Consider the following 24820-nt stretch of genomic DNA (forward strand, 5'->3'; position numbering starts at 1 on the left):
GGGTCACCGTACTGCCTCGGGCAGCGGGCGTGGCAAGAATCTCCTCGAGTCCAACGGTGTCGGCCGACGGCGCCGACGAGCAGTCTCGTCTCCCGTGACGACGACACACGACCGAGTGACCGACGGCCCGGCGACCGACGAGGCCCTCCGCGCCCGCTTCCAGCCCGTCTTCGACCGCATCGCCGAGGGCGCGGTGGCCCGCGAGAAGGACAGACGGCTCGCCCACGACGAGATCGCGCTGCTGCGCGAGGCCGGCTTCGGCGCACTGCGCGTGCCGGTCGAGCACGGTGGCTCCGGCGCCTCGGTGACGCAGTTGTTCTCGCTGCTGGTCGATCTCGCGGCCGCCGAGTCGAATCTGCCGCAGGCGCTGCGCGTGCACTGGAGCTTCGTCGAGGACCAGGTGGCGGCAGAACCGGGACCCGACCGCGACGCGTGGCTGCGGGCGATCGCCGACGGCACTCTCGTCGGCAACGCGATCACCGAGCCGGGTGTCGGGGCGGTGGACCACTACCGCACGACGGTCACGCGCGGCCCGGACGGTCTGCGTCTGAACGGCGAGAAGTTCTACAGCACGGGCAGTCTCTACTCCGACCACATCCTGGTCGCTGCCGACCTCGACGGCGAGCGGGTGTCCGTGCTCGTCGACTCGGACGCTCCCGGCGTCGTGCAGCGTGACGACTGGGACGGCTTCGGGCAGCGGCTCACCGTCAGCGGCACCACCACGTTCACCGACGTCGCCGTCGACGAGTCGCGCCTGCTCGGACCGGGGTACGGCGCACCCGGACGCACGTACGCGACGTCGTACCTGCAGCTGGTCCAGCTCGCGGTCCTGGCCGGCATCGCGCGCCGCGCCGCCGACGACATCACCGCGTGGGTCCGCGCCCGCACCCGCAGCTACACCCACGCCGCCGCCGACCTGCCGCGACACGATCCGGTGGTGCAGCAGCTCATCGGGCGGCTCGAAGCTGCCGCCTGGTCCTCCCGCGCCCTGGTCCTGTCGGCGGCCGCGGACGTCGAGAGCGCCGTCGAGGTGGGCGACGACGCATCGCTCGACCGGGCCGAGCTGAGCACGTCGCACGCCCAGGCCGTGGTCGTCGACCTCGTGCTGGACGCGACGACCCACTTGTTCGAGGTCGGCGGAGCATCGATCGTGTCGGAGACCCTCGCCCTCGATCGGCACTGGCGCAACGCGCGCACCATCTCCGTGCACAACCCGGTGCTCTACAAATTGCGCTCGGTGGGTGCTCACCTGCTCAACGGCGATGACCTGCCCTACGCCTGGTCGGCGGGGAACAAGACGAGCATCGCGGCGCCCGCTACCGGCAGGGGATAGCGTCACGGGCATGACACACGCCGGTGGCACCGACCCGAAGCCCTACTCCACGGGGGAGCGGGTGTTCGGTCCGCCCAACGGCACGTTCGACGCGGACTGGGCGGCGACGGCCCTGCGCTCGAACCGGCCGGAACTCGATCACGCGACGTCGGTACGTCTGGTGGAGAAGGCCTGGGACCTGCTGCGCTCGCAGGGGCTGCGCGGCAGCGAACTCGCCGATGCCCTGGATCTCGAGCCCGGGCTGGCGTCCGCGGTGTCCGACGTGGCGACCGAGACCGCGCGCTTCTACCTCGACCGGTGACCGCTACGCGGTGGTCGGCCGAGCGCAGCGCCGAGGACTCGCACGCCTACGTCGCGCGCTTCCGGGAACTGGAGGCGTCGGGCGCGGACATGCACGGGGAGGCCCGCTTCGTCGACGCCGTGCTGCCCCGAGCCGCGCGTGTCCTCGACGCAGGATGCGGAACCGGACGACTGGGCGCGGAACTCGCGCGGCGCGGACACACGGTGACCGCCGTGGATCTCGACTCGGTCCTGGTCGAGGAGGCGCGTCGACAGCACGGCATCACGGTGGTGGAGGGCGACCTGGCGACCATGGATCTGGAGCCGCAGTCGTTCGACGCGATCGTGGCTGCCGGCAACGTCATGGTCTTCCTCGCCCCGGGCACCGAGTCGACGGTGCTCCGGCGCTGGCACGACGCGGTGGTCCCGGGCGGGGTGGTGATCCTGGGGTTCGCGACGGACCGCGAGTACACCGCCGACCGGGCCGAACGAGACGTCCGGGAGGCCGGCTTCACGGCCGTGCAGCGCTTCTCCACCTGGTCGGTGGCACCGTGGCGCGAGGGTGCGGAATGGGTTGTCCTGACCGGGTACCGACAAGCGGGAAGTCTCTCGGGCATCGGCACGCCTGGCTAGAATTCGGACATGACACGACCCACGATCGACATGGACTACACGGTTCTCGACTGTCCCGATCCGGTGGCGCTCGGGCGTTTCTACACCGCTCTGCTGGGGTGGAAGGTGGTGCAGGACGATCCCGACTGGACCGTGATCGAGGGCACCGGCGGCTCGCGTCTGGCCTTCCAGAAGGCGCCCGACTTCGTCCCGCTGTACTGGCCTCGGGAGGGCATCCGCATCCACCTCGATCTCGTGGTCGACGACATGGAGGCGGCGCAGGCCTTCGCTGTGGAGCAGGGTGCCCGCGTGCTGGACGACGACGGCGAACACCCGGGTTTCCGCGTGTTGCAGGATCCCGTCGGTCACCTCTTCTGCCTGTGCAGGCGCGACTGACTGCTGCGCCCTACCATCACCCCATGACCACCGACAGGGTCCACGAGTTCGTGATCGAACGTTCCGTCCTCGTCGACGCTCCGGCGTCGACCGTGCACGGTTTCCTCGACGATCTGCACCGGTGGACGTCCTGGTCGCCGTGGGAGGGCAGCGACCCCGATCTGTCCCGCACCTACAGCGGCTCGGAGTCCGGGGTCGGGGCGTCCTACGCCTGGTCGGGTAATCGCAAGGCCGGTGCCGGGTCGATGACCGTCGTGGATTCGACGGACGATCGTGTCGTGCTCGATCTGCTGTTCAGGAAACCGTTCAAGGCCACGAACGTGACCATCTTCCTGCTGTCGCCGGCAGGAAGCGGCACCGAGGTGACGTGGCGGATGACGGGACAGCAGAACCTCGTCGCGCGTCTCGTCGGCAGGATCGTGCCGATGGACAGGTTCATCGGCAGGGACTTCGAGAAGGGACTCGCCGCGCTGAAGTTGCAGGCGGAGCAGCAGGACCGTTGACGTGACCGGTCGGCTCACGGCCACCGACGCCCGCATGTACTGGCTGTCGCGGCGCCTGCCAAGCGACCAGTTCCTGCTCTACGCGTTCGACGGTGCGCTCGACGACCCGGAGGCCGCCGCCGCGGACCTTGTACGTAGGGCGGGCCTGGTAGACGGGCTGGCAGTCCGTCTGCGCGAAACGCGGTGGACGGCCGACTACCCCTACTGGGTGCCCACGGGGGTGACCCGCGACCGGGTCCGCGTCCACGCCGGCGGGACGTGGCAGGACTGCCTCGACCGGGTGGCGGAGACCTTCGGGGATCAGGTCGAGCCGCGCCGCGAGCCGTGGCGCGTGCATCTGTACCCGTGCGTCGACGGGGTGCCCGGCACGACGGGGTCGGCGACGGTGCTCGTCCTGCAGATCGCGCACGCACTCGGGGACGGCGGGCGGGTGTCGGCGCTGGCTCGCGCGTTGCTGTCGGACGAGCCGTCAGCGGCGGTGCGCACGGTGGTGGTGCCGGCGCCCCTCGCGGTCGCGCGTGGTGCCGTCGAGCTTCCCGCACGGGTGATCGGCATGGTGCGTCGGGCACGTGAGGCGGTGGTGGCCGATCGTCGGCGCACGGCCGACACGGCGGCCGGCGTCATCCCCGGCCCGCCGCTTCCCCGAGCGCCGACGCTGCTGTCCCGCCCGGCAGGCGGAACCACCCGCATCCGGTGCGTGGTGTGCCCGGCGTCGGACCTCCGCACCGACACCGTCAGTGTCACCGTGGCCGCGCTCGTCGTGGTGTCGGACGCGATGAGTCGGCATCTCGCGTCCCTGGGCGAGCCGGTTCCGGACGACCTCGGGGCCGAGGTCATGATCGCCATACCGGGGGATAGTCGAACCACCGCTGCTGCCAACGCTTTTCACAACGCGGGGGTGGATCTGCACCCGTCCGTGCAGGATCTCCGCGCTCGGGCACGGGCGATCGACGACTCCCTGCGAGATCGGCGAAGACGGCTGGAACACCCCGCGTTCGGGGTCGGCGATCGTGCGACGGAGACCGTTCCCGCGGTGATCGTCCGGCGCGACGTCGACCGCGCCGACCTGTCGGTGGCGCAGACGACGGTGGCGGGTCACACGGTGGTCTCCAGTGTGAATCGAGGCGTCGCCGACCTCACGCTGAGCGGTCGGCCCGTCGTGCTGAGCGCCGGGTTCCCGGCCCTCTCGCCGACGGTCGGCGTCACGCACGGAGTGCACGGCATCGGCGACGTGGTGACCCTCTCGATCGTGACGAGCGACGACGTCATGGACGCCGACGCGTACACCGACTGCCTGCGGGAGGCCGTCGATCGAGTGCGGGAAGCGCTCAGGTGACCCGCCTACGCTGCTGACATGGCACTGTCCACGTCGGTACGACCCAGCCCCGTCTTCCTCGCGGTCGTCGCCGTCGCCGTGATCGGCGGTGTTCTGGCCTGGAACTCGACCAGGCCGGGCGACGTCCTGTCGTATGCCGGTGTCTTCGTCCTCGTCATCGGTGGATGGGTGGTGTCCCTGTGTCTCCACGAGTTCGCCCACGCGGTGACGGCCTGGCGCTTCGGTGATCACGACACCGCCGCGCGCGGCTATCTCACGCTGAACCCCCTGAAGTACACGGTGCCCGGACTGTCGATCGTGCTGCCGCTGATCTTCGTCGCGCTGGGCGGGATCGGTCTGCCGGGCGGCGCCGTGTGGCTGAACACCAGCGGTATGACCAGGCGGCAGCGGACGACGGTGTCCCTGGCCGGCCCGTTCGCCAATCTCGTTCTCGCGGTGATCCTTCTGGCGATCGTCGCGGTGTGGGCACCGGGCAGCGAGCACGCCTCCTTCTGGTTCGGCATGAGCTTCCTCGCCTTCCTGCAGGTGGTCGCCGTGGTGCTGAACCTGATCCCGATGCCGGGCCTGGACGGTTTCGGGGCGATCGAGCCCTACCTGTCGCCCGGTGCGCGGCGGTCGTTCGCGCAGATCGGGCCCTACGGGGTTCTCATCGTGGTGGCCCTGCTGTTCGTGCCGCAGGTCAACCGCGTCTTCTTCGACGCGGTGTACTCCCTGTACGAGCTGTCCGGCGTCCCCGCGGGGTGGGCCCAGAGCGGCGGCGTGCTCACGCGGTTCTGGACGCAGTGGTACTGATCGCTGGGGACGAGGGGACTCACGGGACTAGCGGGGTCCCTGAGGTCTGTGGTGCAATAGCGCCGGAAATCGTGAGAAGTTACCAGCCCGGGCCGTCATGTCGAGGAAGGCGCGCCGGGCGAATCGAGAGGTAGACCCCAGTGCACGTGTCGCGTCGTCAATTGTTCCGCTATGCCGCCGCCGGTTCCGTCGCGGTCGGGGTCACCGGTGTCGCCGCTCGCGGCGTCGCCTCTGCCGCGCCCGCAGCACCCGCAGCGTTGGGCACGATCGTCGACTACGCCGGGGGAGTGCCGTCTGCCTCCGCCATCGCCGCCGCCGGCCATCTGGGCGCCATCCGCTACGTCTCGGACCGTCGACCCGGTGCCGCCTGGATGACGGGCAAGCCGATGACCGCCGCCGAGGCGGACGAGCTCACCGCGGCCGGTCTCCAGGTGGTGTCGTGCTACCAGTTCGGCAAGGGGGCGACGGCCGACTGGCGTGGCGGATTCGCCGCCGGCGTGAAGCACGCGACGCGCGGCCTCGAATTGCACACGGAGGCAGGCGGACCGGCGGACCGGCCCATCTACGCGTCGATCGACGACAACCCGACCGCGGTCGAGTTCGCCGCGATGATCGCGCCGTACCTGCTCGGCTGGCAGTCGGTGGTCGGGGCCGAGAACACGGGCGTGTACGCCAACTCGCCGACCATCGACCTCGCGGCGGCAGCGGGACTCGGTGCCTGGTACTGGCAGCACAACTGGGGGACGCCGAAGGGCTACGTGAACCCGGCTGCCCACCTGCATCAGATCGAGATCGACAAGCGAGCGATCGACGGAGTGGGTGTGGACGTCAACACCGTGCTGCGCGAGGACTACGGGCAGTGGAGCCTGTCCGCGTAACGCGGCGGCGACCTCTCACGACACACCTGTCACAGCAGTCACAACTACGGAGAGGCACCATCATGGAGTTCATCGATTACCTGTACGCGATCGCCGGAGCGATCTACACCCAGATCTCGACCGCGTTCGGTTCCTGAACGCCGGTCTCGTCCCGATCGTCAGACGACGAAGGCGCCGATGGTCGGCAGGAAGCTGCACGTGATGCCGGCCTCGGTGCTGATCGACCCGGAGACGGCGGCCAGGACGCGACCGGTCCCGGTGTCCGCGAGTGCCGAGAGCGTGGCCGGGCCGTCGGGGTTGATCCCCGCGGCACCCGTGAGCACGGTCGCTCCGGTGCGACCCGTGTCGACGTTGACCCAGTTTGCCGTCAGCGGCGCTGCCTGCACGTCGGCGAGCGGTGCGGTGCCGAGTGCCGTGAAGACGAAGCCGGCCTGACCGGCTGCGGGTCCGGGAGGCGGCAACTGTGCCGGGCCGGGTACCGCGAGCGCGCTCGCGACGGAGTCGGCCGTGGCCGAGATGCAGCCCTTGCCGACGGTGGGGTAGAAGAACTGCGAGATGACCGGGCCGTTCTCGGGGATCTCGGGGCCGCCACCACCGCTGCCGTCGAGGAACGTGATGATGCTGGTGAGGATGCGCTTCGCCTGTTCCGACAGCGGGGCCGTGGCCAGCAGCGCCTTCGCGCGCACCAGCAGATCGCTCTGCGGCGACGCTGCGTCGCGCTCCGCGGCGTCGAGCAGGGTGGGGGCCAGGGCGGCCAGTGCCTCGTAGCCCGGCACCACCGGAACCTCGGCGGGCAGCGGCAGGACGGGGGCGGGTGCCGCGCCTGCCGCAGCGGGTGCGACGAAGGCGCAGGCGGCGGCGACGGCCACTCCGCCCAGAACACGTCGCGCTGCGACGCGCGTTCCCGTTGTCCCGATGTCCCGCATGATGTCCCCGTTTCTCCTCCGGCCGCCTCGAACCGATCCGAGGCGACCCACGATGCACTATCTGCCCGTCACCGCCGTGCGAGGCAGTCGGGCGCGGGGTCACTCTATGTACACGGAGTGACGGTTGTACAGCAGCTCACCGGTCGATCGACCCGTGTCGCTCGCTCCGATTCGAACGGTAGTCTGTTAATAGAGTGTCTGGTGTTGTCAGAGTGAACAGTGATGCGATCGTTACTGCTGTGAGCCGTGTCGCGTGACAACGCGGCGGCTCCGTGGTGCAGAAGAGTCACGTCGCACGGTGCGGATAGGCTGCGCTCTGGCTTCGACCCCCGTCGATCGGAAGAACACTCGTGAGTGAAGTACGGCGATCGGCCGGGCGCACGTTGCTGGCAGCAGCACCGGCCCTGTTCGTGATCTCGCTGATCCTGCGTGTGGTGTGGACCGTCGCCACCCCCAACGGCAGCAACTGGGTCGATCTCCACGTGTACGTCGACGGTTCGGCCCGCCTGTTCAGCGGCGACCTCTACGACTTCACCTACTCGGAGGAGACTCCCGACTTCCCCCTGCCCTTCACGTACCCACCGTTCGCCGCGCTCGTGTTCTATCCGCTGCATTTCCTGCCGTTCCCGGTGGTGGGCGCTGCCTGGATGATCGCCACGATCGCCGCGCTGTACGCGGTGGTCCGGCTCGCACAGGGCATGGTCGGGTCGGGCCTCTGGTCCGGACATCGGGCGGCGTTGCTCTGGACGACGGTGGGCCTGTGGACCGAGTCGATGCGCACCACCCTGGACTACGGCCAGGTCAACGTGTTCCTGGTTCTGCTGGCGATGCTCGCGGCCCGCAGCGCCCGCTGGTGGCTGTCGGGTGCCCTGGTCGGCGTCGCGGCAGGCGTCAAGCTCACCCCCGCCATCACCGGCCTCTACTTCCTGGCGCAGCGTCGGTGGGCGGCCGCCGCGTTCTCCGCCGTCGCCTTCGCGGCGACGGTCGCGATCAGCTTCCTGCTCGTGGGGTCCGCCGCGACGACGTACTTCACCACCCTGCTGGGCGACGCGGACCGGATCGGTCCCGTCGGCTCGGTGTGGAACCAGTCCCTGCGCGGAGCGCTGTCACGCGTGGCCGGGCAGGACGTCGGCCAGGGGCCGGTGTGGCTGGTCGCGGCGGCCGTGGTGCTGGCCGCGGCATTCCTGGCCTGGCGGACGCTGGCACGCGACGATCGCCTGGGGACGCTCGTCGTCGTCTCGTTCGTGGGCCTGATGATCTCGCCGATCTCCTGGTCCCACCACTGGGTCTGGGTGGTGCCCATGTCGATCTGGCTGATGCACGGTCCGTTGTCGGGCGCGCCGGGAGCGCGCGTGCTCGCGGGGTACTGGCTCGTGGTCACCCTGATCGGCGTGCCGTGGATCCTCAGCTTCGAACAACCGTCCATCTGGGACATCTCGCGCCCGTGGCCACTCGCTCTGGCGGGATCGGTCTACGCCGTCGGCACCCTGGCACTGTTCGTCTGGATCGCGGTGGTGGGCCGCCGCGTCACCTCGCCAGGCGGTCGATCGCGGCCGCGAGCAGGACGTCCTTCCCGGTGAGTCCACCCGCGGAGTGCGTCGACAGCCGGTAGGTCACCGACCGCCATCGGACGTCGATGTCCGGATGATGGTCCGCCGATTCTGCCTCCTCCGCGACGCGCCGGACGAGGTCGATCGCCTTGAGGAAGCTCGCCGACTCGACGGTGCGGACCAGGGTGTCCCCGTCTCGCTGCCAGTCGGTCAGGCGGGTGAGTGCGTCGTCGATCTCCGTGTCGTTCAGCAAGTCGGCCATACTGCGATGGTGCCAGTTCCCGAGCCCGCGCTGGTGGTCGCGGGCGCCCTCGTCGAGAACGGGCGCCTGCTGCTCGCGCGTCGCGCCTTCCCACCGGAACTGGCGGGACTCTGGGAACTGCCCGGCGGCAAGGTCGACCCCGGCGAGACCCCCGAGGACGCACTGGTCCGGGAACTGCGCGAGGAACTGGGTATCGAGGTGACCGTCGGCGAGCCCGTCGGTGTCGACGTCGCACTCTCGGCGTCGCTGACACTGCGCGCCTACGCGGTCACACGGTTCTCCGGGACGGCGACGGCGCTCGAGCACGAAGCCCTCCGCTGGGTCGACGCGGCGGATCTGCACGGAGTCGATCTGGTGCCGGCGGACGCCGCGTGGCTGCCGGATCTCGCGGCGCTGCTGTAGTCAGGCCGCGCGGGCTTTCTTCAGACCCTTCTTCAGGTCCTTGCCCGTGACACCTGCTTGTTCCAGTTTCTTCATCCGCATGATCACCACCGGACACGTCAGACAGCGAGTCTTGCTGCGGCAGCACTTCTTCTTGGCCTTGCCGCGAGCGACCTTCGATGCCGAGGACATCGGGTGAGGGTACCCTGAGGTGGAGCCCGTGCCGACCGTCCCGGCCTGCGTGACCGCCGTCACCCGAGCCGACCGAGTAAACTGATCCGGTCGCGCTTCTCGTCGGCGACGCAGCGCGCTCTCTGGGAGAGGAAGCCGCTCGCTCTTCACCCCGCATTCGACCCAGGAGATTTCACGCGTGACCAGCCCCACCGCCAGTCAGACCGTACCCACCACCTTCCGCAACGTCGCCATCGTCGCGCACGTCGACCACGGCAAGACCACGCTCGTCGACGCGATGCTGCGCCAGTCCGGTGCCTTCGAGGAACGCGCCGAGGCCATCGACCGCGTGATGGACTCGGGTGACCTGGAGAAGGAGAAGGGCATCACGATCCTGGCCAAGAACACGGCCGTGCACAAGCGCAACGCCGACGGCAGCACCACCGTCATCAACGTGATCGACACCCCCGGCCACGCCGACTTCGGTGGCGAGGTCGAGCGCGGCCTGTCCATGGTCGACGGTGTCGTGCTGCTCGTCGACGCCTCCGAGGGCCCGCTGCCGCAGACGCGCTTCGTGCTCCGCAAGGCGCTCGCCGCGTCGCTGCCCGTCATTCTCGTGGTCAACAAGACCGACCGTCCCGACGCGCGCATCGAGGAGGTCGTCTCCGAGAGCCACGACCTGCTCCTCGACCTGGCGTCGGACCTCGACGACGAGGCCTCCGAGGCTGCCGAGCTGGCCCTCGACCTCCCCGTCCTGTACGCCTCCGGCCGTGAGGGCAAGGCGTCGACGAAGCAGCCGGAGAACGGACACGCTCCCGACGCGGAGAACCTCGACGAGCTGTTCGAGATCCTGCTCAGCTACATCCCGGCACCGAAGGGCAACGTCGAGGCGCCGCTGCAGGCTCACGTCACCAACCTCGACGCCTCCGCCTTCCTGGGCCGTCTCGCCCTGGTCCGCATTCACAACGGTGAGCTCAACAAGGGTCAGACCGTGAGCTGGATGCGCGAGGTCGACGGCGAGCCCGTCGTCCAGAAGGCCAAGATCACCGAGTTGCTCACCACCATCGGTGTCGAGCGCGTTCCCGGTCAGAAGGGTGTCGCCGGTGACATCGTCGCCGTCGCCGGCTTCCCGGACATCATGATCGGTGACACGCTGGCCGACCTCGAGAACCCGGTCGCCCTGCCGCGCATCACCGTCGATCAGCCGGCCATCTCGGTGACCATCGGTACCAACACGAGCCCCCTGGTGGGACGCGTGAGCGGCCACAAGCTGACCGCCCGCATGGTCAAGTCGCGTCTGGACCAGGAGCTCATCGGCAACGTCTCGCTCAAGGTCCTCGACATCGGTCGCCCCGATGCGTGGGAGGTCCAGGGTCGTGGCGAGCTCGCGCTCGCCATTCTGGTCGAGCAGATGCGCCGCGAAGGCTTCGAGCTCACCGTCGGCAAGCCGCAGGTGGTCACCCGCCAGGTCGACGGCAAGCTGCACGAGCCCTTCGAGGAGCTCACCATCGACACTCCCGAGGAGTACCTCGGCGGCGTCACGCAGCTGCTCGCCGCCCGTAAGGGCAAGATGGTCCAGATGACGAACCACGGCGCAGGCTGGGTTCGTATGGAGTTCATCGTCCCCTCGCGCGGTCTCATCGGCTTCCGTACGGACTTCCTCACCGACACGCGCGGCACCGGCATCGCCAACGCGGTCTTCCACGGTTACGCACCGTGGGCCGGCGAGATCCGCGCGCGCCACACCGGCTCGCTCGTCTCGGACCGTCAGGGCAGCGTCACCCCGTTCGCCATGATCCAGCTGGCCGACCGCGGCACGTTCTTCGTCGAGCCCGGTGCGGACACCTACGAGGGCATGGTCGTGGGCATCAACCCCCGCCAGGAGGACCTCGACATCAACGTCACCCGCGAGAAGAAGCTGACCAACATGCGTCAGTCCTCCGCCGACGTGATGGAGACCCTCGCCAAGCCGAAGAAGCTCGACCTCGAGATGGCGATGGAGTTCTGTGCCGGCGACGAGTGCGTCGAGGTCACGCCGGAGGTCGTCCGCGTGCGCAAGGTGCACCTCGACTCGAACGAGCGTGCGCGTGAGCGTTCGCGCAGCAAGTCGCGTGACAAGGCTGCTCTGTAATCATGTCGGTGGCGCGGGTGGGTGCGGCGCTGGCCGCTGCCCTGCTCGCGCTGTCCGCGTGCACGGCCGATCCGCCGCCGCCGATCCAGAGCACCGAGACGGCCACGACGACGCCTCCCGCAGCGCCGGCGGCCACGGGTAATCCGGTCGTGGTGGCCATCGACGACGTCGGTACGGGATTCAACCCGCACCTGCTGGCCGACCAGTCGCCCGCGAACACCGCGGTGTCCACGCTGGTGTTCCCCAGCCCCTTCCGCCCCGCGTCGGTGGGGACAGGAGTCGAGTGGCTGCCCGACGCGTCGCTGGTGCTGTCGGCCGAGGTGACGTCGCAGGCCCCGTTCACCATCACCTACCGGCTGCGCAACGAGTCGCAGTGGTCGGACGGTGCGCCCATCGCGGCCGAGGACTTCCGCTACCTGTGGCAACAGATGATCGACGCGCCCGGCGTGGTGGATCCCGCAGGCTACGAGGCGATCGACGACATCGCGTCCTCGGACGGCGGCAAGACCGTCACCGTCACGATGGCGACGCCGTACCCTGCGTGGCGCGAGCTCTTCGAGAATCTGTTGCCCTCCCATCTGCTCAAGGACTCGCTGGGCGGCTTCGAGCGCGGACTGCGCGACAACGTGTCCGTCTCCGGCGGACACTTCCGCATCGAGTCGATCGATCGTGGCCGCGACGAGATCCTGCTCGAGCGCAACGACCGCTACTGGGGGTCACCCTCCACGCCCGATCAGATCCTCCTCCGACGCGGGGGCAGCGACGCCCAGCTCGCCGACTCGATGCGCTCCGGTGACGCCCAGATCGCCGAGGTGCGTGGCGGTTCGGCGACACTGGCGCAACTGGGCGCCATCCCCAACGTCCGCACGGACACCCGGTTCCGTTCGCGGACCCTCGAACTGACGTTGAACGGCCGGGTGCCGGAACTCGCGGACGCCGACGTGCGCCGCGGCGTCATGGGTCTGCTGGACGTGGACCTGCTGTCCACCGTCGCGTCGGGTACCGGCACGGCCGCGAACACCGTTCGCGCGCAGGTTCTCTCGCCGTCCCAGCCCGGCTACGTCCCCACGGCTCCGCAGACTCTCCCGCGGGACGAGGCACTGCAGCTGCTCGCCGACGCGGGATTCGTTCCGGTGCCGCTGCCGCCGGCCCTGGCTCCCACCTCGGGCCAACCCACCGCGACGACGACGCCGGTGCCGGGTACCACGCGCGCGCTGACCGTCGTGATCGGCGCTCCCGAGAACGACGCGGTCGCGGTCGCGGTGGCCAACACGGCCGCCGATCAACTCCGCGACGCGGGCGTCGACGCCAGCGTCGCTCCCACCGATCCGGAGGAGTTGTACGGCACCGCGCTGCTCGAGGGCACGGTCGACGCCGTCGTCGGGTGGAGCCACGTGGGTACCGATGTGGCCACCGCCTGGTCGTCGCGCTACGGATGTGCAGCAACCGATCTCGCGACGTCGACGACGACGGCACCCGATTCCGACGCCGACCCGGTGGCGGCGAGCAACCTGTCCGGAGTCTGCGATCCGTCGCTCGAGCCGGTGATGGACCAGAGCCTGAGAGGCGACGTGAACCCGACCGAGGCCGTCATCGCGGCGCAGCCGCAGCTGTGGAACCTGCACACCGTGCTCCCCATCGCGCAGGACAGTTCCGTCGTCGCCGTCGGTCCCGGCGTGAGCGGCGCGACGCTCGCGGGGCCCGTCGAACTCGGTGTCTTCGGGGACGCGGACGACTGGATGCGGGTGACGCCGTGACGGAGCGGCCCCGGATGCTGGTCGTCCATGCGCACCCCGACGACGAGACCATCACCACCGGCGGCACCATCGCCCGCGCCGTGCGGGCGGGCGTGGACGTGACGGTCCTGACCTGCTCGCTCGGCGAGGAGGGTGAGGTGATCGGGGAGACGTGGGCCGGACTGGTCGCGGATCGCGCGGATCAGTTGGGCGGGTACCGCATCCACGAGCTGACCGTGGCGCTCGAGGCGCTCGGATGCCGGCCGCCGCGGTTTCTCGGCGGTGCCGGGCACTGGCGCGACTCGGGCATGGCCGGAACCCCCGCGGCACGCCACCCGCGTGCCTTCGTCAACGCCGACCCGGACGAGGCCGTCGGCGCGATGGTCGAGGTCATCCGTGACGTTCGCCCGCAGGTCCTCGTGGCCTACGACCCCGAGGGCGGCTACGGCCACCCGGACCACATGCAGGTGCACCGGCTGGCTGGACTGGCCGTCGAGGCGGCGGAGGACCCTGCCCGGTTCGCCGAGACGGGGCCGGCCTGGTCGGTGGACAAGATGTACTGGACGGTCACCGGTCTGCATCAGTTGACCGCAGGCCTGAGCGACCTCGGCGACGTCCCCCAGCAGTGGCGCATGCCTGTCGAGGGCGAGCTGCCGAGCGTGCCCGACGACACGATCACCACGTCCGTCGACGTCCGCCCGGTGCTCGATCTCAAACGACTCGCGTTGCGCGCGCACCGAACTCAGGTCACCGTCGCGGAGTCCGGTCGGGTCTACGCCCTGTCGAACGACATCGCGCAGCCAGTCCTCGAGGACGAGCAGTACATCCTCGTCCGCGGCGATCTCGGACCGGTCGACTCGTCGGGGCGCGAGACCGACCTGTTCGCGGGGATCGTGTGACGGCCCCCAGTGTCTGCCCGGGGACGGTGTGCGGGTCCGAACCGGGCTCGGTGCCGGGTTATGCTGTGAGCGGCATCACCGGACGGGGTCGGACGTACCCGGTGAGTTCGACTCGAAGGAGCTCTTCCCATGAATTTCGATCTTCAGTACGCCATCGTGGCGTTCGTGGATTCCCTGCGACCCACAGCCGATCTGCAGCGCGAGATCTACCTGAACTCCGTGGGCGGCTTCGCGACGTTCGTGAGCAATTACCTCACGTCGATCGGGTTCCCTCCTCGCTGACGTTCACGGCGCCGACAGGATCGGCGCGATGACGGGCCACGCCGGGGAGGGCGTGGTGTCCGGCATCAAGGCGTCGATCGTCGGCGCATTGGTGCTCGACGGGTTCCTGTGCGCCGTGACCGCAGTGCTGTTCCTCCCGCTGTATCTCGGAAGCACTCCGTTCCCCGTCAGTGGTGTCCTCGCCGGCATCGTCAACGTGATCCTCGTGCGGGTCGCGTTCTCGGTGACGCACAACGTCTCCCGCGCCGCTCTCCCGGTCGCGGGATTCTTCGTGGGTCTCGTGCTGGCCATGCTGGGGGGACCGGGTGGAGACGTGCTCGTCGTGGCCGACTGGCGCACCCTGGTCCTCGTGGCAGGCGGGTTGCTTCCCGCTGTGGTGCAACTGTTCGCGTTGCGCATGGGTCAGTTCGCCGAACTCGGACGCGGCTGACTCCTGTCGATTCCGGCGGCGTCGGCCGCCGCGGCGAGCACCTGCTCCACCATGGCCGGCGTGAGCCGTCCGGTGAAGGTGTTCTGCTGGCTGACGTGGAAGCACCCGAACAGATGCAGGTCCGGCAACTCCTTCTCGGGTGACGTCAGCACGACGTGCGCACCGTGGCCGAACTTCGGGCGCGGTCGGGGGATTGTCCACCCCGCGCCGTCGAGGACCGGAAGCAGTGCCTGCCAGCCGAATCCGCCCAGGACCATCACTGCCCGAACGGTCGGCGCCAGGATGTGCAGTTCCGTCTCCAACCAGTGACGGCACCGGTCGCGCTCCTCCGGTGTCGGCTTGTTGGCCGGGGGAGCGCAGTGCACCGGCGACGTGATGCGCGTGCCGATCAACTCGAGGCCGTCGGCGATGTGGGTCGCCGTGGGCTGCGTGGCGAGGCCGACGGCGTGCATGGCCGCGTAGAGAACGTCGCCGCTGCGGTCGCCCGTGAACATCCGCCCGGTGCGATTCGCGCCGTGAGCCGCCGGCGCCAGGCCGACGATCAGCAGCCGAGCGTCCACGGGGCCGAAACCCGGAACCGGTCGGCCCCAGTAGGTCTCGTCACGGAACGCGGCACGCTTCTCGCGCGCCACCAGCTCACGCCACTCCACCAGGCGCGGACACGCGCGGCACTCCGACACCGCCACATCGAGTTCGGGGATGCTCCGGGGTGTACCGGAGGCGGGTGTCACGGGCGCTCGACCCACACGTCGCCGGCACCGGGCTGAGCGCTCTCGACGATCGACCACGCGTGGTCGGCGGGTACGTCGAGGACCGTGTAGCGGCCCGTGCCGGCCGCGGTGGCGGCGACGATGGTCGCGACACCGGCCCGTCGCTGGAAGAAGGTCTGCCGGACACCCCAGGCGACCACGCCGTCGGTGTCGAGGACGACGCGTCGCCGGTCGAGGCTGCCGTGCTCGGTGATCAGAACTCCCGGGTGGGCACGGTGGCCCAGGGCGGCGTACCGATCGAGCGCCAGGGCGACGGCGGCCACCACGAGGAGCGCGACGCCGATCCACGCGGCGATCGGGACGTCCCGGCCGGTCGACCGGACCACGAGGAGTGCGACAGCGACCAGCAGGACCGGCCCGACGGCGCGGGTGAGCCTGCGCCGCAAAGCCGCCGGTCCGTGCTTCTGCAGTGTCACCGTGGCCGGCGCGCTCTCCGGCAGACCCGCCAGCACGTCGTCCATCGTGTGGCGGGCGGCCGGCAGGGGAGCGGGTGGCAGGAGCAGCGACGACTCCTTCTCCGAAGCGGACACCCCGGTCATGACGGCATCCAGGCGTGCTCCGCGCGCCCACCGCAGGACCAGCGGTCGACGCAGCGTCGCGCCGCGGAGGCGGTCGCGGTCCAGCGTCGTGTGCCGCGTCGACAGCAGTCCGTGGCCGACGCGGAGCCTGGTGCCGTCGTCGGTCACGGAGAGGTTGCCGTAGACGACCAGGTAGCGCACCACGGAGACGATGCTCGACACGACGAGCAGCAGGGCCGCGGCGACGACCACCGCGACCACGATGCCGAGGCGCAGAACGGCCTGATAGGTGTCGTCGAGGGCCGGCGAAGAGGCGATGTCACCGGCGAACCCGGACTGGAACACGAGCCCGAATCCGGCACCGACGACGACGATGCCCGTGGCCGTGAAGGGGGCGAATCGAACCCAGCCGGTGCGAAAGTGGGCGATCTCACGTTCGGGCGTCACGGCGGGTTCGGTCACTGCGACCGGATCCACTCCCACCGTCCGGCCGGTGCCCGCCAGCAACTCCTCACGCAGGGCGGGGACCAGGTTCGAGGCGAGGGCGTTCAGCTCGAACGAGTCGGCCTTGTCCGACTTCTGCTGACCGGTGCCCACGGTGAGGATCGACAGTCCCAGCAGTCGGTGCAGCGGCCCGGCTCGCACGTCCACACTGCGGATGCGACCACGCGGAATGGAGAGCACCTTCTTCTGGAAGAGCCCGCGGCGCAGCTGGACGTCGTCCGAGCCGATGCGGTACCCGGTGGTGAACCAGCGCAGGATCGCCGCGCCCACGAGGAGGACCACGACGATCAGGCCCCAGACGTGCGTGCCGCTCTGCGATCCGAGGACGAGGGACACCAGGAGCACCGGCAGCAGGCGGACCAGCTCGGTGACCGGGTGGATCAGGAGCATGCGCTTGTCGAGTCGTAGCCACGGCAACTCGTCGACGCGCAGGCCGGCGTCCTGCGTCACGTGGCGTCGCCTCGTGAGCGTGCGGCCGCCGCGGTGATGGCGGCGACGGTGCGATCGGCGGTCGCGAGGTCGAGCCCCGCGATCTCCAGAGCTCCCGCGGAGGACGCGGTCGTCACCGTCACGGTGGCCAGTCCGAGTGCCCGGTCGAGCGGCCCGCGCTCGGTGTCGACGGTCTGCACTCGGGACAGGGGAGCGATGCGCCGTTCCTGAGTCACCCAGCCGGTGCGCGTGTGGACGGCGGTGTCGCTCAGTTCCCAGCGGTGCACCCGATAGCGCCACTGCGGCGCGATGGTCACGTGCGCTCCCGCGAGGACCACCACGGCGACGGCAGCGGCCACCACGGGCGTCCAGGACGGGCGCTCGACGTTCACCGCGAGCACCACGGCCCACACGATCACGGCGACGACCACCGGGAGCCACAGCAGGGCGGCTGCCACGGCCCACAGAATCTTCGCCCGCGGATCGGGGCGATGCGCGGGATCGGTGAGGACCACACCGGGACTGTTGTCGGACACGTCGCATCACCCCTGCTGTGGCACGCCTCCGGCCGGAGGGCGCATGATCGAACGGTGACGATGTTGCCCGATCCGAGTACTCCCGCGCGCGCCGACACCCGAGTGACGCCTCCCGACAGCCCGGCACCGACCGCATCGGCGCTGCGGCGTGCGCTGCGCCGTGCCCGCGACGGTGTGGTGATCAGTGTCGACGAGGCGACCACGCTGCTGCACGCCCGCGGTGACGACCTGACCGATCTGTGCGCGTCCGCGGCGCGGGTGCGGGACGCGGGACTGCTCGCCGAGAACCGCCCCGGCACGGTGACCTACTCGCGCAAGGTGTTCATTCCCCTCACCCGGCTGTGCCGGGACACGTGCCACTACTGCACGTTCGTGACGGTCCCCGGCAAGCTGCGCGCCGAGGGGCACGGGATGTTCCTCGAGGCCGACGAGGTGCTCGACATCGCGCGGCGCGGTGCCGAACTGGGATGCAAGGAAGCGTTGTTCACGCTCGGCGACCGCCCCGAGGCCCGCTGGCCCGAGGCGCAGGAGTGGTTGGACGCGCGCGGCTACGACTCGACGCTGGACTACCTGCGGGCGATGTCGATCCGCGTGCTCGAGGAGACGGGTCTGCTCCCGCACCTCAATCCCGGAGTGATGAGCTGGGAGGAGATGTCGCGCCTCAAGCCGGTCGCACCGTCGATGGGCATGATGCTCGAGACCACCTCGCGTCGACTGTTCGAGGAGAAGGGGCAGGCCCACTACGGCAGCCCCGACAAGGACCCCGAGGTGCGTCTGCGCGTGCTCACCGACGCCGGTCGTCTCACCGTTCCGTTCACCACCGGCATCCTCGTGGGCATCGGCGAGACGATCCGTGACCGCGCCGAGTCGATCATGGCGATCCGGAAGTCGCACAAGGCATTCGGTCACGTGCAGGAAGTGATCGTGCAGAACTTCCTGGCCAAGGACGACACCGCGATGCGCTCCGCGCCCGATGCCGGCCTGGAGGAGTTCCTCGCCACCATCGCCGTGTCCCGTATCCTTCTCGGCCCGGCCATGCGCATCCAGGCGCCGCCGAATCTGGTGTCCGCGCAGGAGTGCGCGGCGTTGCTCGCCGCGGGCGTCGACGACTGGGGCGGTGTCTCGCCGCTCACCCCCGATCACGTCAATCCCGAGCGGCCGTGGCCGAACCTCGACACTCTCGCGCAGCTGTCCGCGGACGCCGGCTTCACGCTGACCGAACGCACGGCGGTGCAGCCGCGGTACGTCCTGGCGGGCTCACCGTGGATCGATCCGCGGATCTCGGCGCACGTGCGTGCGCTCGCCGACGACGCGACCGGGCTGGCGGTGCCGGAGACGATCCCGTCCGGCCTGCCGTGGCAGGAACCCGACGAGGTGTGGGAGTCCACCGGCCGCGTCGACCTCAACACCGGCATCGACACCGAGGGTCGCAACACCGAGACGCGCAGCGACATGGGCAGCGCGTTCGGCGACTGGGAGTCCATCCGCGAGCAGGTGGCGCACCTCGCGACCCTGGACAGCGTCGACCGCGACGTGGTCGCCGCCCTCCGCGCCGCGGAGAAGGATCCCGGCAACTGCACCGACGAGGAGTACCTGGCGCTGGCCACCGCCGAGGGTGCGGCGCTCGACGCGGTGACCGCCTTCGCCGATCAGCTGCGCCGTGACGTCGTCGGTGACGACGTCACGTACGTCGTGAATCGGAACATCAACTTCACCAACATCTGCTACACCGGGTGCCGCTTCTGCGCCTTCGCCCAGCGCAAGGGCGACGCCGACGCGTTCTCGCTGTCGACCAGCGAGGTCGCCGACCGGGCCTGGGAGGCGCACGTCCTCGGCGCCACCGAGGTCTGCATGCAGGGCGGCATCGATCCGGAGCTGCCCGTGACCGGATACGCCGACCTGGTGCGCGCGGTGAAGGCGCGGGTGCCGTCGATGCACGTGCACGCCTTCTCGCCCATGGAGATCGTCAACGGTGCGTCGCGCGGTGGCCAGTCGGTGCGCGACTGGCTGACCGAACTGCGGGAGGCCGGGCTGGACACCATCCCCGGGACGGCGGCGGAGATCCTCGACGACGAGGTCCGCTGGGTGCTCACCAAGGGCAAGCTGCCCGCCCAGACGTGGATCGACGTCGTCACCACGGCGCACGAGGTGGGACTGCGGTCGAGCTCGACGATGATGTACGGCCACGTCGACAATCCCTCGCACTGGGTGGGACATCTGAACGTGCTCAAGCGGATCCAGGACCGCACCGGGGGTTTCACCGAGTTCGTGCCGCTGCCGTTCGTGCACCAGAGTTCGCCGCTGTACCTGGCGGGGGCGTCACGACCCGGACCGACGCAGCGCGACAACCGGGCCGTCCACGCACTGGCGCGGATCATGCTGCACGGCCGCATCGACAACATCCAGACGAGCTGGGTGAAACTCGGCGTGACGGGAACTCGGGTGATGCTGAACGGCGGCGCCAACGACCTGGGTGGCACGCTGATGGAGGAGACGATCTCGCGGATGGCGGGATCGCAGCACGGATCGGAGAAGACCGTCGAGGAACTACACGCGATCGCCGAGGGAATCGGACGACGCGCAGTCGAGCGCACCACCGCCTACGCAGACCGGACGGAAGCAGCATGAGCGCTGATCGATTGGGCGACGAGCGCGTCGCCGGAGTTCTCAAGGCCGCGGTGCGCGTGATCGTGCCGGTCCTCGAACTGCTCGCGGACCGCGACCCGCTCGGCCTCAAGAAGCGCACGTTCCGCGAGCAGGCGGACGCGAACGGCACGAAGGTCGACGCGGCGCTGAACGCCGTCGCGTCGGTGTTCGACGCCGCCGACACACCGGGAACCAAGGCGTGGGAGTCGATGACCGTCGACCAGCGTGTCTCGTGGTGGGTCGGCCGCGTCGGCGGGATCGGCACCGTGGCGGTGGCGTTCCCCGGCATCTTCGGTGTACTCGCTCGCCGACTCCCGCTCGGCGACGTCCTCGGGTTCGCGAACCAGGCCATCGTCCTGGTGGCCGTCGCCCGCGAGTACGGCATCACCGAGCAGGACGAGCAGGTCCGCCTGCTGGCATCGGTGCTGTGCAACCGCGAGCTGCCGAAGGGTGCCAGCATCCACGCGCCCGAACCCGACGTCGACGGCGTCACGGACGACAGCCGTGTCACCGAGCCGTCCGGTCGCTTGTCCCGGTCCCCGTTCGCGTTGCTGTCGACCTTGTGGTCGGTCACCAAGATCCTCAAGGCCGTCACCGACGAATTGGACAAGCGGCCCCGCAGCCGTACCGTTTACAGATGGCTCGGTAACCTGCCCGTGGTCGGTGCGGTCGCCGGGTACTTCGGTGAGCGCGGCGCACTGTCCCGAGCTGCGAAGCTGGGGCGCCGGTGGGTCGAGCAGAACAGCACGTCCGCGTCGAACGCGTCCCCGCGGGGCCGCGACACGCTCAGAGTTCGGAAAGGCTAAGGAGAACCTCAGTGCCGTACACGATTGCTGAACCGTGCGTCGATGTCCTCGACAAGGCATGCATCGAGGAATGCCCTGTCGACTGCATCTACGAGGGTGGACGCATGCTCTACATCCAGCCCGACGAGTGCGTGGACTGCGGTGCCTGCGAGCCGGTGTGCCCCGTCGAGGCGATCTTCTACGAGGACGACGTCCCCGAGCAGTGGTCCGCCTACGTCAGCGCCAACGTCGACTTCTTCGACGAACTGGGCTCACCCGGTGGCGCGGCCAAGGTCGGCAAGACCGACTACGACCCGCCGTTCATCAAGGCTCTGCCCCCCATGGGTGAGAACTGAGCGTGACGGACGCACCCGTCGTCTCGCGTCGGTCGCCCGCTGTTCGTCGATCCGTGGCGAGCCTGTTGCCCGAGTTCCCGTGGGACACGCTGGCCGACGTCACCGCGCTGGCGCGGTCGCATCCGCACGGCATCGTGAACCTGTCCGTCGGTACGCCGGTGGACCCGGTCGCCGACGTCGTCCGTGACGCTCTCGCGGCGGCCTCCGCGCAGCCGGGGTACCCCACGACAGTGGGCACACCCGAGCTGCGGGCGGCCGCCGTCAGTGCGCTCGCACGCCGCTACGGCATCGGTGGGTTGGACGAACGCTCGATCCTGCCGGTGATCGGAACCAAGGAAGTCATCGCCTGGTTGCCGACCCTGCTCGCGCTCGGCCCGGACGATCTCGTCGTCATCCCGGAATTGGCGTACCCCACCTACGAGGTCGGGGCCCTGCTCGCGGGATGCCGCACACTGCGCGCGGACGGGGTGTCGCGTCTCGGTCCCGAACGCGCGTCCCTGATGTTCGTCAACTCGCCGTCCAATCCCAGTGGCCGGGTGCTCGGTGTCGCCCACCTGCGCAAGGTGGTCGAGTGGGCCCGCGAACGCGGCACGATCGTCGTGTCGGACGAGTGCTACCTCGGACTCACCTGGGAGGGACGCGCCGTCTCGATCCTCGACGACGAGGTGTGCGGCGGGGACACCACCGGCCTGCTGGCCGTGCACTCGCTGTCCAAGACGTCGAACCTCGCGAGCTACCGCGCCGGCTTCGTGGCCGGCGATCCCGCCCTGGTCGCGGAACTGCTCGCGGTGCGCAAGCACGCGGGCATGATGGTTCCCCTTCCGGTGCAGGCGGCCATGACCGCGGCGCTGAGTGACGACGAGCACGAGAACGTGCAACGCGAGCGCTACCGCGATCGTCGGACCGCGCTCGCCGCCGCCGTGGTGGCTGCCGGATTCACCATCGATCACTCCGAGGCCGGCCTGTACCTGTGGGCCACGCGCGGTGAACCGTGCCGGGACACCGTGCGCTGGTTCGCCGAACGCGGCATCCTCGTCGCTCCGGGGGAGTTCTACGGTCCCGACGGCGGCACCCACGTCCGCATCGCGCTGACGGCGACCGACGAGCGCATCGCCGCTGCCGTCGCCCGTCTCACGGTCTGAGCCCGGCCGTGGGAGCGCTCGACCGTGCGCAGGAGGATCTGGCCCGCGGGGAACCATGGAGTGCGCGCAAGCGCCTGACAGCGCTGCTGGATCAGGACGCCGCCTCGCAACCCGCGCTCGACCTCCTCGGCTACGCGTGCCTGGCGATGGACGACCCGGCCGGTGCCGGTGCGGCCTGGTTCCTCACCGATCGAGACGACGCCGACCCGCTGGTGCGGCACGCGCTCGACTCGTTCGTCGCCGCGTGCCCGACACCGCTGGTGCTCGCGCGTCGGCTGCCCATCAACGCGCCGTCGCGGGCCTATCCGCCCCGCGTGCGCGAGCGGCTGGCCGTGCTCGAGTCGCGGGTGCGTGCCAGCGGCGAGGAGTGGGAGCCGCCCGGCGAGGTGCACTACTTCGCGCAGGAGGGCGTCGATGTCGAGGCGTTCGACGAGTGGTCGGACGCTCCCGCCGCGTCCCGGTCCGGTGTGAAGATGGTCGCCGCCGTCCTCGTGGTCGCCATGATCGGCACCGCGTCCATCGCGACCGTTCTCACCGTCTTCTTCTGACGACGCGCCGTCGCGAGGCCGAGGACGTGTCGGGGGCCGGTGGTACAGATGGAGTCATGAAGGATTCGCTGACCGGATGCGTCGAGTGTCTCGGCGCTCTCGACCACTGTCACGGCACGCTCGTCGTCCACCTGCACGGTGCGGTCGAGTGCACCGACGACGCCTGTGTTCTGCTGCACGCCGTCCGGCACACCCTCGTCGTCGACTGTTCCGCGGTCGCCGGGGGCTGCACGTGCATCGAGGTCACGGAGCAGCTGCGGGCGTCGTGAGAGACTGCTCGGTGTGCTGCTCCGGTCTCTGAACTCGTACGCGATCACCCATGGCGGCGACGCCGACGACGCGGTCACCGTGGGTGACGTCGTCCTCTCTCGAAGCGATCTGCTCGGGGCCGCCACGTCGGTGGCCGAGCGCATCATGGGCGTCGACCGGGTGGCCGTCCTCGCCGAACCGACCGCCCGCACCGTCGTCGCCGTGGTCGGTGCGCTCATCGCCGGAGTGGCCGTGGTGCCGGTGCCCCCGGACTCCGGGCCGACCGAACTCGACCACATCCTCGCGGACTCCGGTGCCCGCGGGTGGCTGGGTGTCGCGCCCGAGCACGACGGCGGTCTGCCCGTCGTCCCGGTCCGCATGCACGCACGGTCCTGGCACAGCTACGCGGAGCCGTCGGACGACACGACCGGTCTCGTGCTCTACACCTCGGGAACCACGGGCCCTCCGAAGGGCGTGATCCTCAGCCGCGGTGCGCTCGCCGCCGGCATCGACGCGCTCGCCGAGGCGTGGGGATGGACGGCGAACGACACTCTGGTGCACGGACTCCCGCTCTATCACGTGCACGGGCTCGTGCTGGGAGTCCTGGGTCCGCTGCGACTCGGCAGTCGAGTGATCCACACCGTCAAGCCCTCCGCGGAGCGGTACGCCGCGGCGCGGGGAACGATGTACTTCGGGGTTCCCACCGTGTGGTCGCGAGTGGCGGCCGACCCGGAGTCCGCCGCGGCGCTGTCGCACGCTCGGTTGTTGATCTCGGGCAGTGCCCCGCTGCCGGTGCCGGTGTTCGAGAAGATCGCCGCTCTCACGGGTCTCGAGCCGATCGAGCGCTACGGCATGAGCGAGACCCTCATCACGCTGAGTACGCGCGCCGACGGCGAGCGACGACCCGGTTGGGTCGGAGTTCCGGTGCGCGGCATCGAGACTCGGCTGCGCGGTGAGGACGGGTCGGAGGTCCCACGCGACGGGGAGTCCATCGGTTCGTTGGAGGTGCGCGGCCGGTTCTTCGACGGTTACCTGAACAAGCCGGAGGCCACCGCGGCCTGCTGGACGGACGACGGGTGGTTCCGGACGGGAGACGTCGCGGCGATCGACCCGGCGGGCTTCCATCGGATCGTCGGCCGGGAGTCGACGGACCTGATCAAGACCGGTGGGTACCGCGTCGGCGCGGGCGAGGTGGAGACGGCGATCCTCGGTGTTCCTGGAGTGCGTGAGGTGGCGGTCGTGGGACTGCCCGACGACGATCTCGGCCAGCGCATCGTGGCGTTCGTCGTGGGTGACGAGGTGGAGCCGAGAGCAGTCGTAGACTCTGTGGCACAACAGCTCTCGGTGCACAAGCGCCCGCGTGAGGTACGCGTGGTGGACTCGTTGCCGCGGAACGGGATGGGCAAGGTCCGCAAGAACCTGTTGGAGTAGCGTCGGGAG

The 24820-nt window shown here is 69.9% G+C and carries 28 protein-coding genes; 22 read left to right on the forward strand and 6 right to left on the reverse strand.

The genetic code is table 11. From position 1 onward, the window contains the following. Positions 1–94 precede the first annotated feature (94 nt). From QRN16_RS16925 to QRN16_RS16960, 8 genes are all read left to right on the forward strand, one after another. Positions 95–1333, forward strand: coding sequence for an acyl-CoA dehydrogenase family protein (locus QRN16_RS16925; protein ID WP_285188405.1), 1239 nt, complete (start codon positions 95–97; stop codon positions 1331–1333). Between the two features lie 10 nt (positions 1334–1343). Beyond that, complete coding sequence (locus QRN16_RS16930) at positions 1344–1634, forward strand: hypothetical protein (RefSeq protein WP_027503896.1); 291 nt, start codon at positions 1344–1346, stop codon at positions 1632–1634. Next, positions 1631–2245 (forward strand): class I SAM-dependent methyltransferase, encoded by a 615-nt coding sequence (locus QRN16_RS16935; protein WP_285188406.1) that lies wholly within the window; start codon positions 1631–1633, stop codon positions 2243–2245. The genes QRN16_RS16930 and QRN16_RS16935 overlap by 4 nt, the downstream gene beginning before the upstream one ends. Positions 2246–2254: 9 nt before the next feature. Then, the gene (locus QRN16_RS16940) at positions 2255–2620 is read left to right on the forward strand and encodes a VOC family protein (RefSeq protein WP_027503894.1); all 366 of its coding nucleotides are present in this window, start codon (positions 2255–2257) and stop codon (positions 2618–2620) included. 23 nt (positions 2621–2643) lie between these two features. Then, positions 2644–3123, forward strand: coding sequence for an SRPBCC family protein (locus tag QRN16_RS16945; protein ID WP_285188407.1), 480 nt, complete (start codon positions 2644–2646; stop codon positions 3121–3123). A 1-nt stretch (position 3124) separates the two neighbouring features. After that, a complete protein-coding gene (locus tag QRN16_RS16950; RefSeq protein ID WP_285188408.1) occupies positions 3125–4459 on the forward strand; it encodes a wax ester/triacylglycerol synthase domain-containing protein in 1335 nt (444 codons plus the stop codon). Between the two features lie 18 nt (positions 4460–4477). After that, a complete protein-coding gene (locus tag QRN16_RS16955) occupies positions 4478–5251 on the forward strand; it encodes a site-2 protease family protein (RefSeq protein WP_027503891.1) in 774 nt (257 codons plus the stop codon). 140 nt (positions 5252–5391) lie between these two features. Further along, on the forward strand, positions 5392–6129 hold the full coding sequence (locus QRN16_RS16960) for a DUF1906 domain-containing protein (protein WP_222627421.1): 738 nt from the start codon (positions 5392–5394) through the stop codon (positions 6127–6129). A 158-nt stretch (positions 6130–6287) separates the two neighbouring features. Here the strand turns inward: QRN16_RS16960 and QRN16_RS16965 are convergent, their stop codons facing one another. Further along, positions 6288–7055, reverse strand: a complete 768-nt coding sequence (locus QRN16_RS16965) for an Rv1157c family protein (protein ID WP_285188409.1) — start codon at positions 7053–7055, stop codon at positions 6288–6290. 350 nt (positions 7056–7405) lie between these two features. Here QRN16_RS16965 and QRN16_RS16970 point away from each other — a divergent pair, with 350 nt between their 5' ends. Then, a complete protein-coding gene (locus QRN16_RS16970) occupies positions 7406–8635 on the forward strand; it encodes a mannosyltransferase (protein WP_051612927.1) in 1230 nt (409 codons plus the stop codon). Here QRN16_RS16970 and QRN16_RS16975 read toward each other — a convergent pair. After that, entirely contained in the window at positions 8583–8867 is a 285-nt protein-coding gene (locus QRN16_RS16975; RefSeq protein ID WP_285188410.1) for a 4a-hydroxytetrahydrobiopterin dehydratase, read from the reverse strand. The two genes, QRN16_RS16970 and QRN16_RS16975, sit on opposite strands and share 53 nt — an antisense overlap. Positions 8868–8876: 9 nt before the next feature. Between QRN16_RS16975 and QRN16_RS16980 the strand changes: the two genes are divergently transcribed. Then, a complete protein-coding gene (locus QRN16_RS16980; RefSeq protein WP_269320087.1) occupies positions 8877–9269 on the forward strand; it encodes a (deoxy)nucleoside triphosphate pyrophosphohydrolase in 393 nt (130 codons plus the stop codon). Here the strand turns inward: QRN16_RS16980 and QRN16_RS16985 are convergent, their stop codons facing one another. Further along, a complete protein-coding gene (locus QRN16_RS16985; RefSeq protein ID WP_204866762.1) occupies positions 9270–9440 on the reverse strand; it encodes a hypothetical protein in 171 nt (56 codons plus the stop codon). Positions 9441–9618: 178 nt separating this feature from the next. Between QRN16_RS16985 and typA the strand changes: the two genes are divergently transcribed. From typA to QRN16_RS17010, 5 genes are all read left to right on the forward strand, one after another. Beyond that, positions 9619–11550 (forward strand): translational GTPase TypA, encoded by a 1932-nt coding sequence (gene typA / locus QRN16_RS16990; protein ID WP_037183854.1) that lies wholly within the window; start codon positions 9619–9621, stop codon positions 11548–11550. Between the two features lie 2 nt (positions 11551–11552). Further along, a complete protein-coding gene (locus QRN16_RS16995) occupies positions 11553–13307 on the forward strand; it encodes an ABC transporter family substrate-binding protein (protein WP_285188413.1) in 1755 nt (584 codons plus the stop codon). Next, the gene (mshB, locus tag QRN16_RS17000; protein WP_285188415.1) at positions 13304–14185 is read left to right on the forward strand and encodes an N-acetyl-1-D-myo-inositol-2-amino-2-deoxy-alpha-D-glucopyranoside deacetylase; all 882 of its coding nucleotides are present in this window, start codon (positions 13304–13306) and stop codon (positions 14183–14185) included. Before QRN16_RS16995 ends, mshB begins: the two co-directional genes overlap by 4 nt. 129 nt (positions 14186–14314) lie before the next feature. Further along, positions 14315–14467: a glycoside hydrolase family 6 protein gene (locus tag QRN16_RS17005; protein ID WP_162246780.1), complete on the forward strand. Its 153-nt coding sequence runs from the start codon at positions 14315–14317 to the stop codon at positions 14465–14467. Positions 14468–14495: 28 nt separating this feature from the next. After that, the gene (locus tag QRN16_RS17010) at positions 14496–14897 is read left to right on the forward strand and encodes a hypothetical protein (RefSeq protein ID WP_027503883.1); all 402 of its coding nucleotides are present in this window, start codon (positions 14496–14498) and stop codon (positions 14895–14897) included. Here QRN16_RS17010 and QRN16_RS17015 read toward each other — a convergent pair. Genes QRN16_RS17015 through QRN16_RS17025 form a run of 3 tightly spaced genes read right to left on the reverse strand, consistent with a single transcriptional unit; the run spans position 14870 to position 17654 of the window. Next, positions 14870–15628 carry a uracil-DNA glycosylase gene (locus QRN16_RS17015; protein WP_056447629.1) on the reverse strand — a complete coding sequence of 253 codons (759 nt, stop codon included), beginning with the start codon at positions 15626–15628 and terminating at the stop codon, positions 14870–14872. The two genes, QRN16_RS17010 and QRN16_RS17015, sit on opposite strands and share 28 nt — an antisense overlap. Beyond that, positions 15625–17139 carry a PH domain-containing protein gene (locus QRN16_RS17020; protein WP_056447421.1) on the reverse strand — a complete coding sequence of 505 codons (1515 nt, stop codon included), beginning with the start codon at positions 17137–17139 and terminating at the stop codon, positions 15625–15627. The genes QRN16_RS17015 and QRN16_RS17020 overlap by 4 nt, the downstream gene beginning before the upstream one ends. Continuing rightward, a complete protein-coding gene (locus QRN16_RS17025; protein WP_027503881.1) occupies positions 17136–17654 on the reverse strand; it encodes a PH domain-containing protein in 519 nt (172 codons plus the stop codon). The genes QRN16_RS17020 and QRN16_RS17025 overlap by 4 nt, the downstream gene beginning before the upstream one ends. 60 nt (positions 17655–17714) lie before the next feature. Here QRN16_RS17025 and QRN16_RS17030 point away from each other — a divergent pair, with 60 nt between their 5' ends. The 7 genes from QRN16_RS17030 to QRN16_RS17060 are packed head-to-tail and all read left to right on the forward strand — an operon-like array spanning position 17715 to position 24811. Next, the gene (locus tag QRN16_RS17030; RefSeq protein ID WP_222638331.1) at positions 17715–20282 is read left to right on the forward strand and encodes a bifunctional FO biosynthesis protein CofGH; all 2568 of its coding nucleotides are present in this window, start codon (positions 17715–17717) and stop codon (positions 20280–20282) included. Continuing rightward, positions 20279–21106: a hypothetical protein gene (locus tag QRN16_RS17035; protein ID WP_222638170.1), complete on the forward strand. Its 828-nt coding sequence runs from the start codon at positions 20279–20281 to the stop codon at positions 21104–21106. Before QRN16_RS17030 ends, QRN16_RS17035 begins: the two co-directional genes overlap by 4 nt. Before the next feature lie 11 nt (positions 21107–21117). Beyond that, positions 21118–21441, forward strand: a complete 324-nt coding sequence (fdxA, locus tag QRN16_RS17040; RefSeq protein WP_027503879.1) for a ferredoxin — start codon at positions 21118–21120, stop codon at positions 21439–21441. Positions 21442–21494: 53 nt separating this feature from the next. Then, positions 21495–22583: a succinyldiaminopimelate transaminase gene (gene dapC, locus QRN16_RS17045; protein WP_222650504.1), complete on the forward strand. Its 1089-nt coding sequence runs from the start codon at positions 21495–21497 to the stop codon at positions 22581–22583. Positions 22584–22591: 8 nt separating this feature from the next. Further along, positions 22592–23131 carry a DUF6584 family protein gene (locus QRN16_RS17050; RefSeq protein WP_056447428.1) on the forward strand — a complete coding sequence of 180 codons (540 nt, stop codon included), beginning with the start codon at positions 22592–22594 and terminating at the stop codon, positions 23129–23131. Positions 23132–23187: 56 nt separating this feature from the next. Beyond that, positions 23188–23400 carry a hypothetical protein gene (locus tag QRN16_RS17055; RefSeq protein WP_056447430.1) on the forward strand — a complete coding sequence of 71 codons (213 nt, stop codon included), beginning with the start codon at positions 23188–23190 and terminating at the stop codon, positions 23398–23400. Positions 23401–23413: 13 nt separating this feature from the next. Further along, positions 23414–24811 (forward strand): acyl-CoA synthetase, encoded by a 1398-nt coding sequence (locus QRN16_RS17060; RefSeq protein WP_285188425.1) that lies wholly within the window; start codon positions 23414–23416, stop codon positions 24809–24811. The last annotated feature ends 9 nt before the right edge of the window (positions 24812–24820 follow it).

The sequence above is a fragment of the Rhodococcus sp. MEB041 genome (assembly GCF_030208955.1).
GTDB lineage: Bacteria > Actinomycetota > Actinomycetes > Mycobacteriales > Mycobacteriaceae > Rhodococcoides.

Excerpts from the sequence above, each read along its gene's own strand:
- QRN16_RS16945 (WP_285188407.1), top strand. The coding sequence starts at position 2,644 with ATGACCACCGACAGGGTCCACGAGTTCGTGATCGAACGTTCCGTCCTC.
- QRN16_RS16930 (WP_027503896.1), top strand. The coding sequence starts at position 1,344 with ATGACACACGCCGGTGGCACCGACCCGAAGCCCTACTCCACGGGGGAG.
- QRN16_RS16975 (WP_285188410.1), bottom strand. The coding sequence starts at position 8,867 with ATGGCCGACTTGCTGAACGACACGGAGATCGACGACGCACTCACCCGC.
- QRN16_RS17055 (WP_056447430.1), top strand. The coding sequence starts at position 23,188 with ATGAAGGATTCGCTGACCGGATGCGTCGAGTGTCTCGGCGCTCTCGAC.
- QRN16_RS16940 (WP_027503894.1), top strand. The coding sequence starts at position 2,255 with ATGACACGACCCACGATCGACATGGACTACACGGTTCTCGACTGTCCC.
- QRN16_RS17010 (WP_027503883.1), top strand. The coding sequence starts at position 14,496 with ATGACGGGCCACGCCGGGGAGGGCGTGGTGTCCGGCATCAAGGCGTCG.
- QRN16_RS16995 (WP_285188413.1), top strand. The coding sequence starts at position 11,553 with ATGTCGGTGGCGCGGGTGGGTGCGGCGCTGGCCGCTGCCCTGCTCGCG.
- QRN16_RS17030 (WP_222638331.1), top strand. The coding sequence starts at position 17,715 with ATGTTGCCCGATCCGAGTACTCCCGCGCGCGCCGACACCCGAGTGACG.
- QRN16_RS17035 (WP_222638170.1), top strand. The coding sequence starts at position 20,279 with ATGAGCGCTGATCGATTGGGCGACGAGCGCGTCGCCGGAGTTCTCAAG.
- QRN16_RS16955 (WP_027503891.1), top strand. The coding sequence starts at position 4,478 with ATGGCACTGTCCACGTCGGTACGACCCAGCCCCGTCTTCCTCGCGGTC.
- QRN16_RS16985 (WP_204866762.1), bottom strand. The coding sequence starts at position 9,440 with ATGTCCTCGGCATCGAAGGTCGCTCGCGGCAAGGCCAAGAAGAAGTGC.
- QRN16_RS17005 (WP_162246780.1), top strand. The coding sequence starts at position 14,315 with ATGAATTTCGATCTTCAGTACGCCATCGTGGCGTTCGTGGATTCCCTG.
- QRN16_RS16965 (WP_285188409.1), bottom strand. The coding sequence starts at position 7,055 with ATGCGGGACATCGGGACAACGGGAACGCGCGTCGCAGCGCGACGTGTT.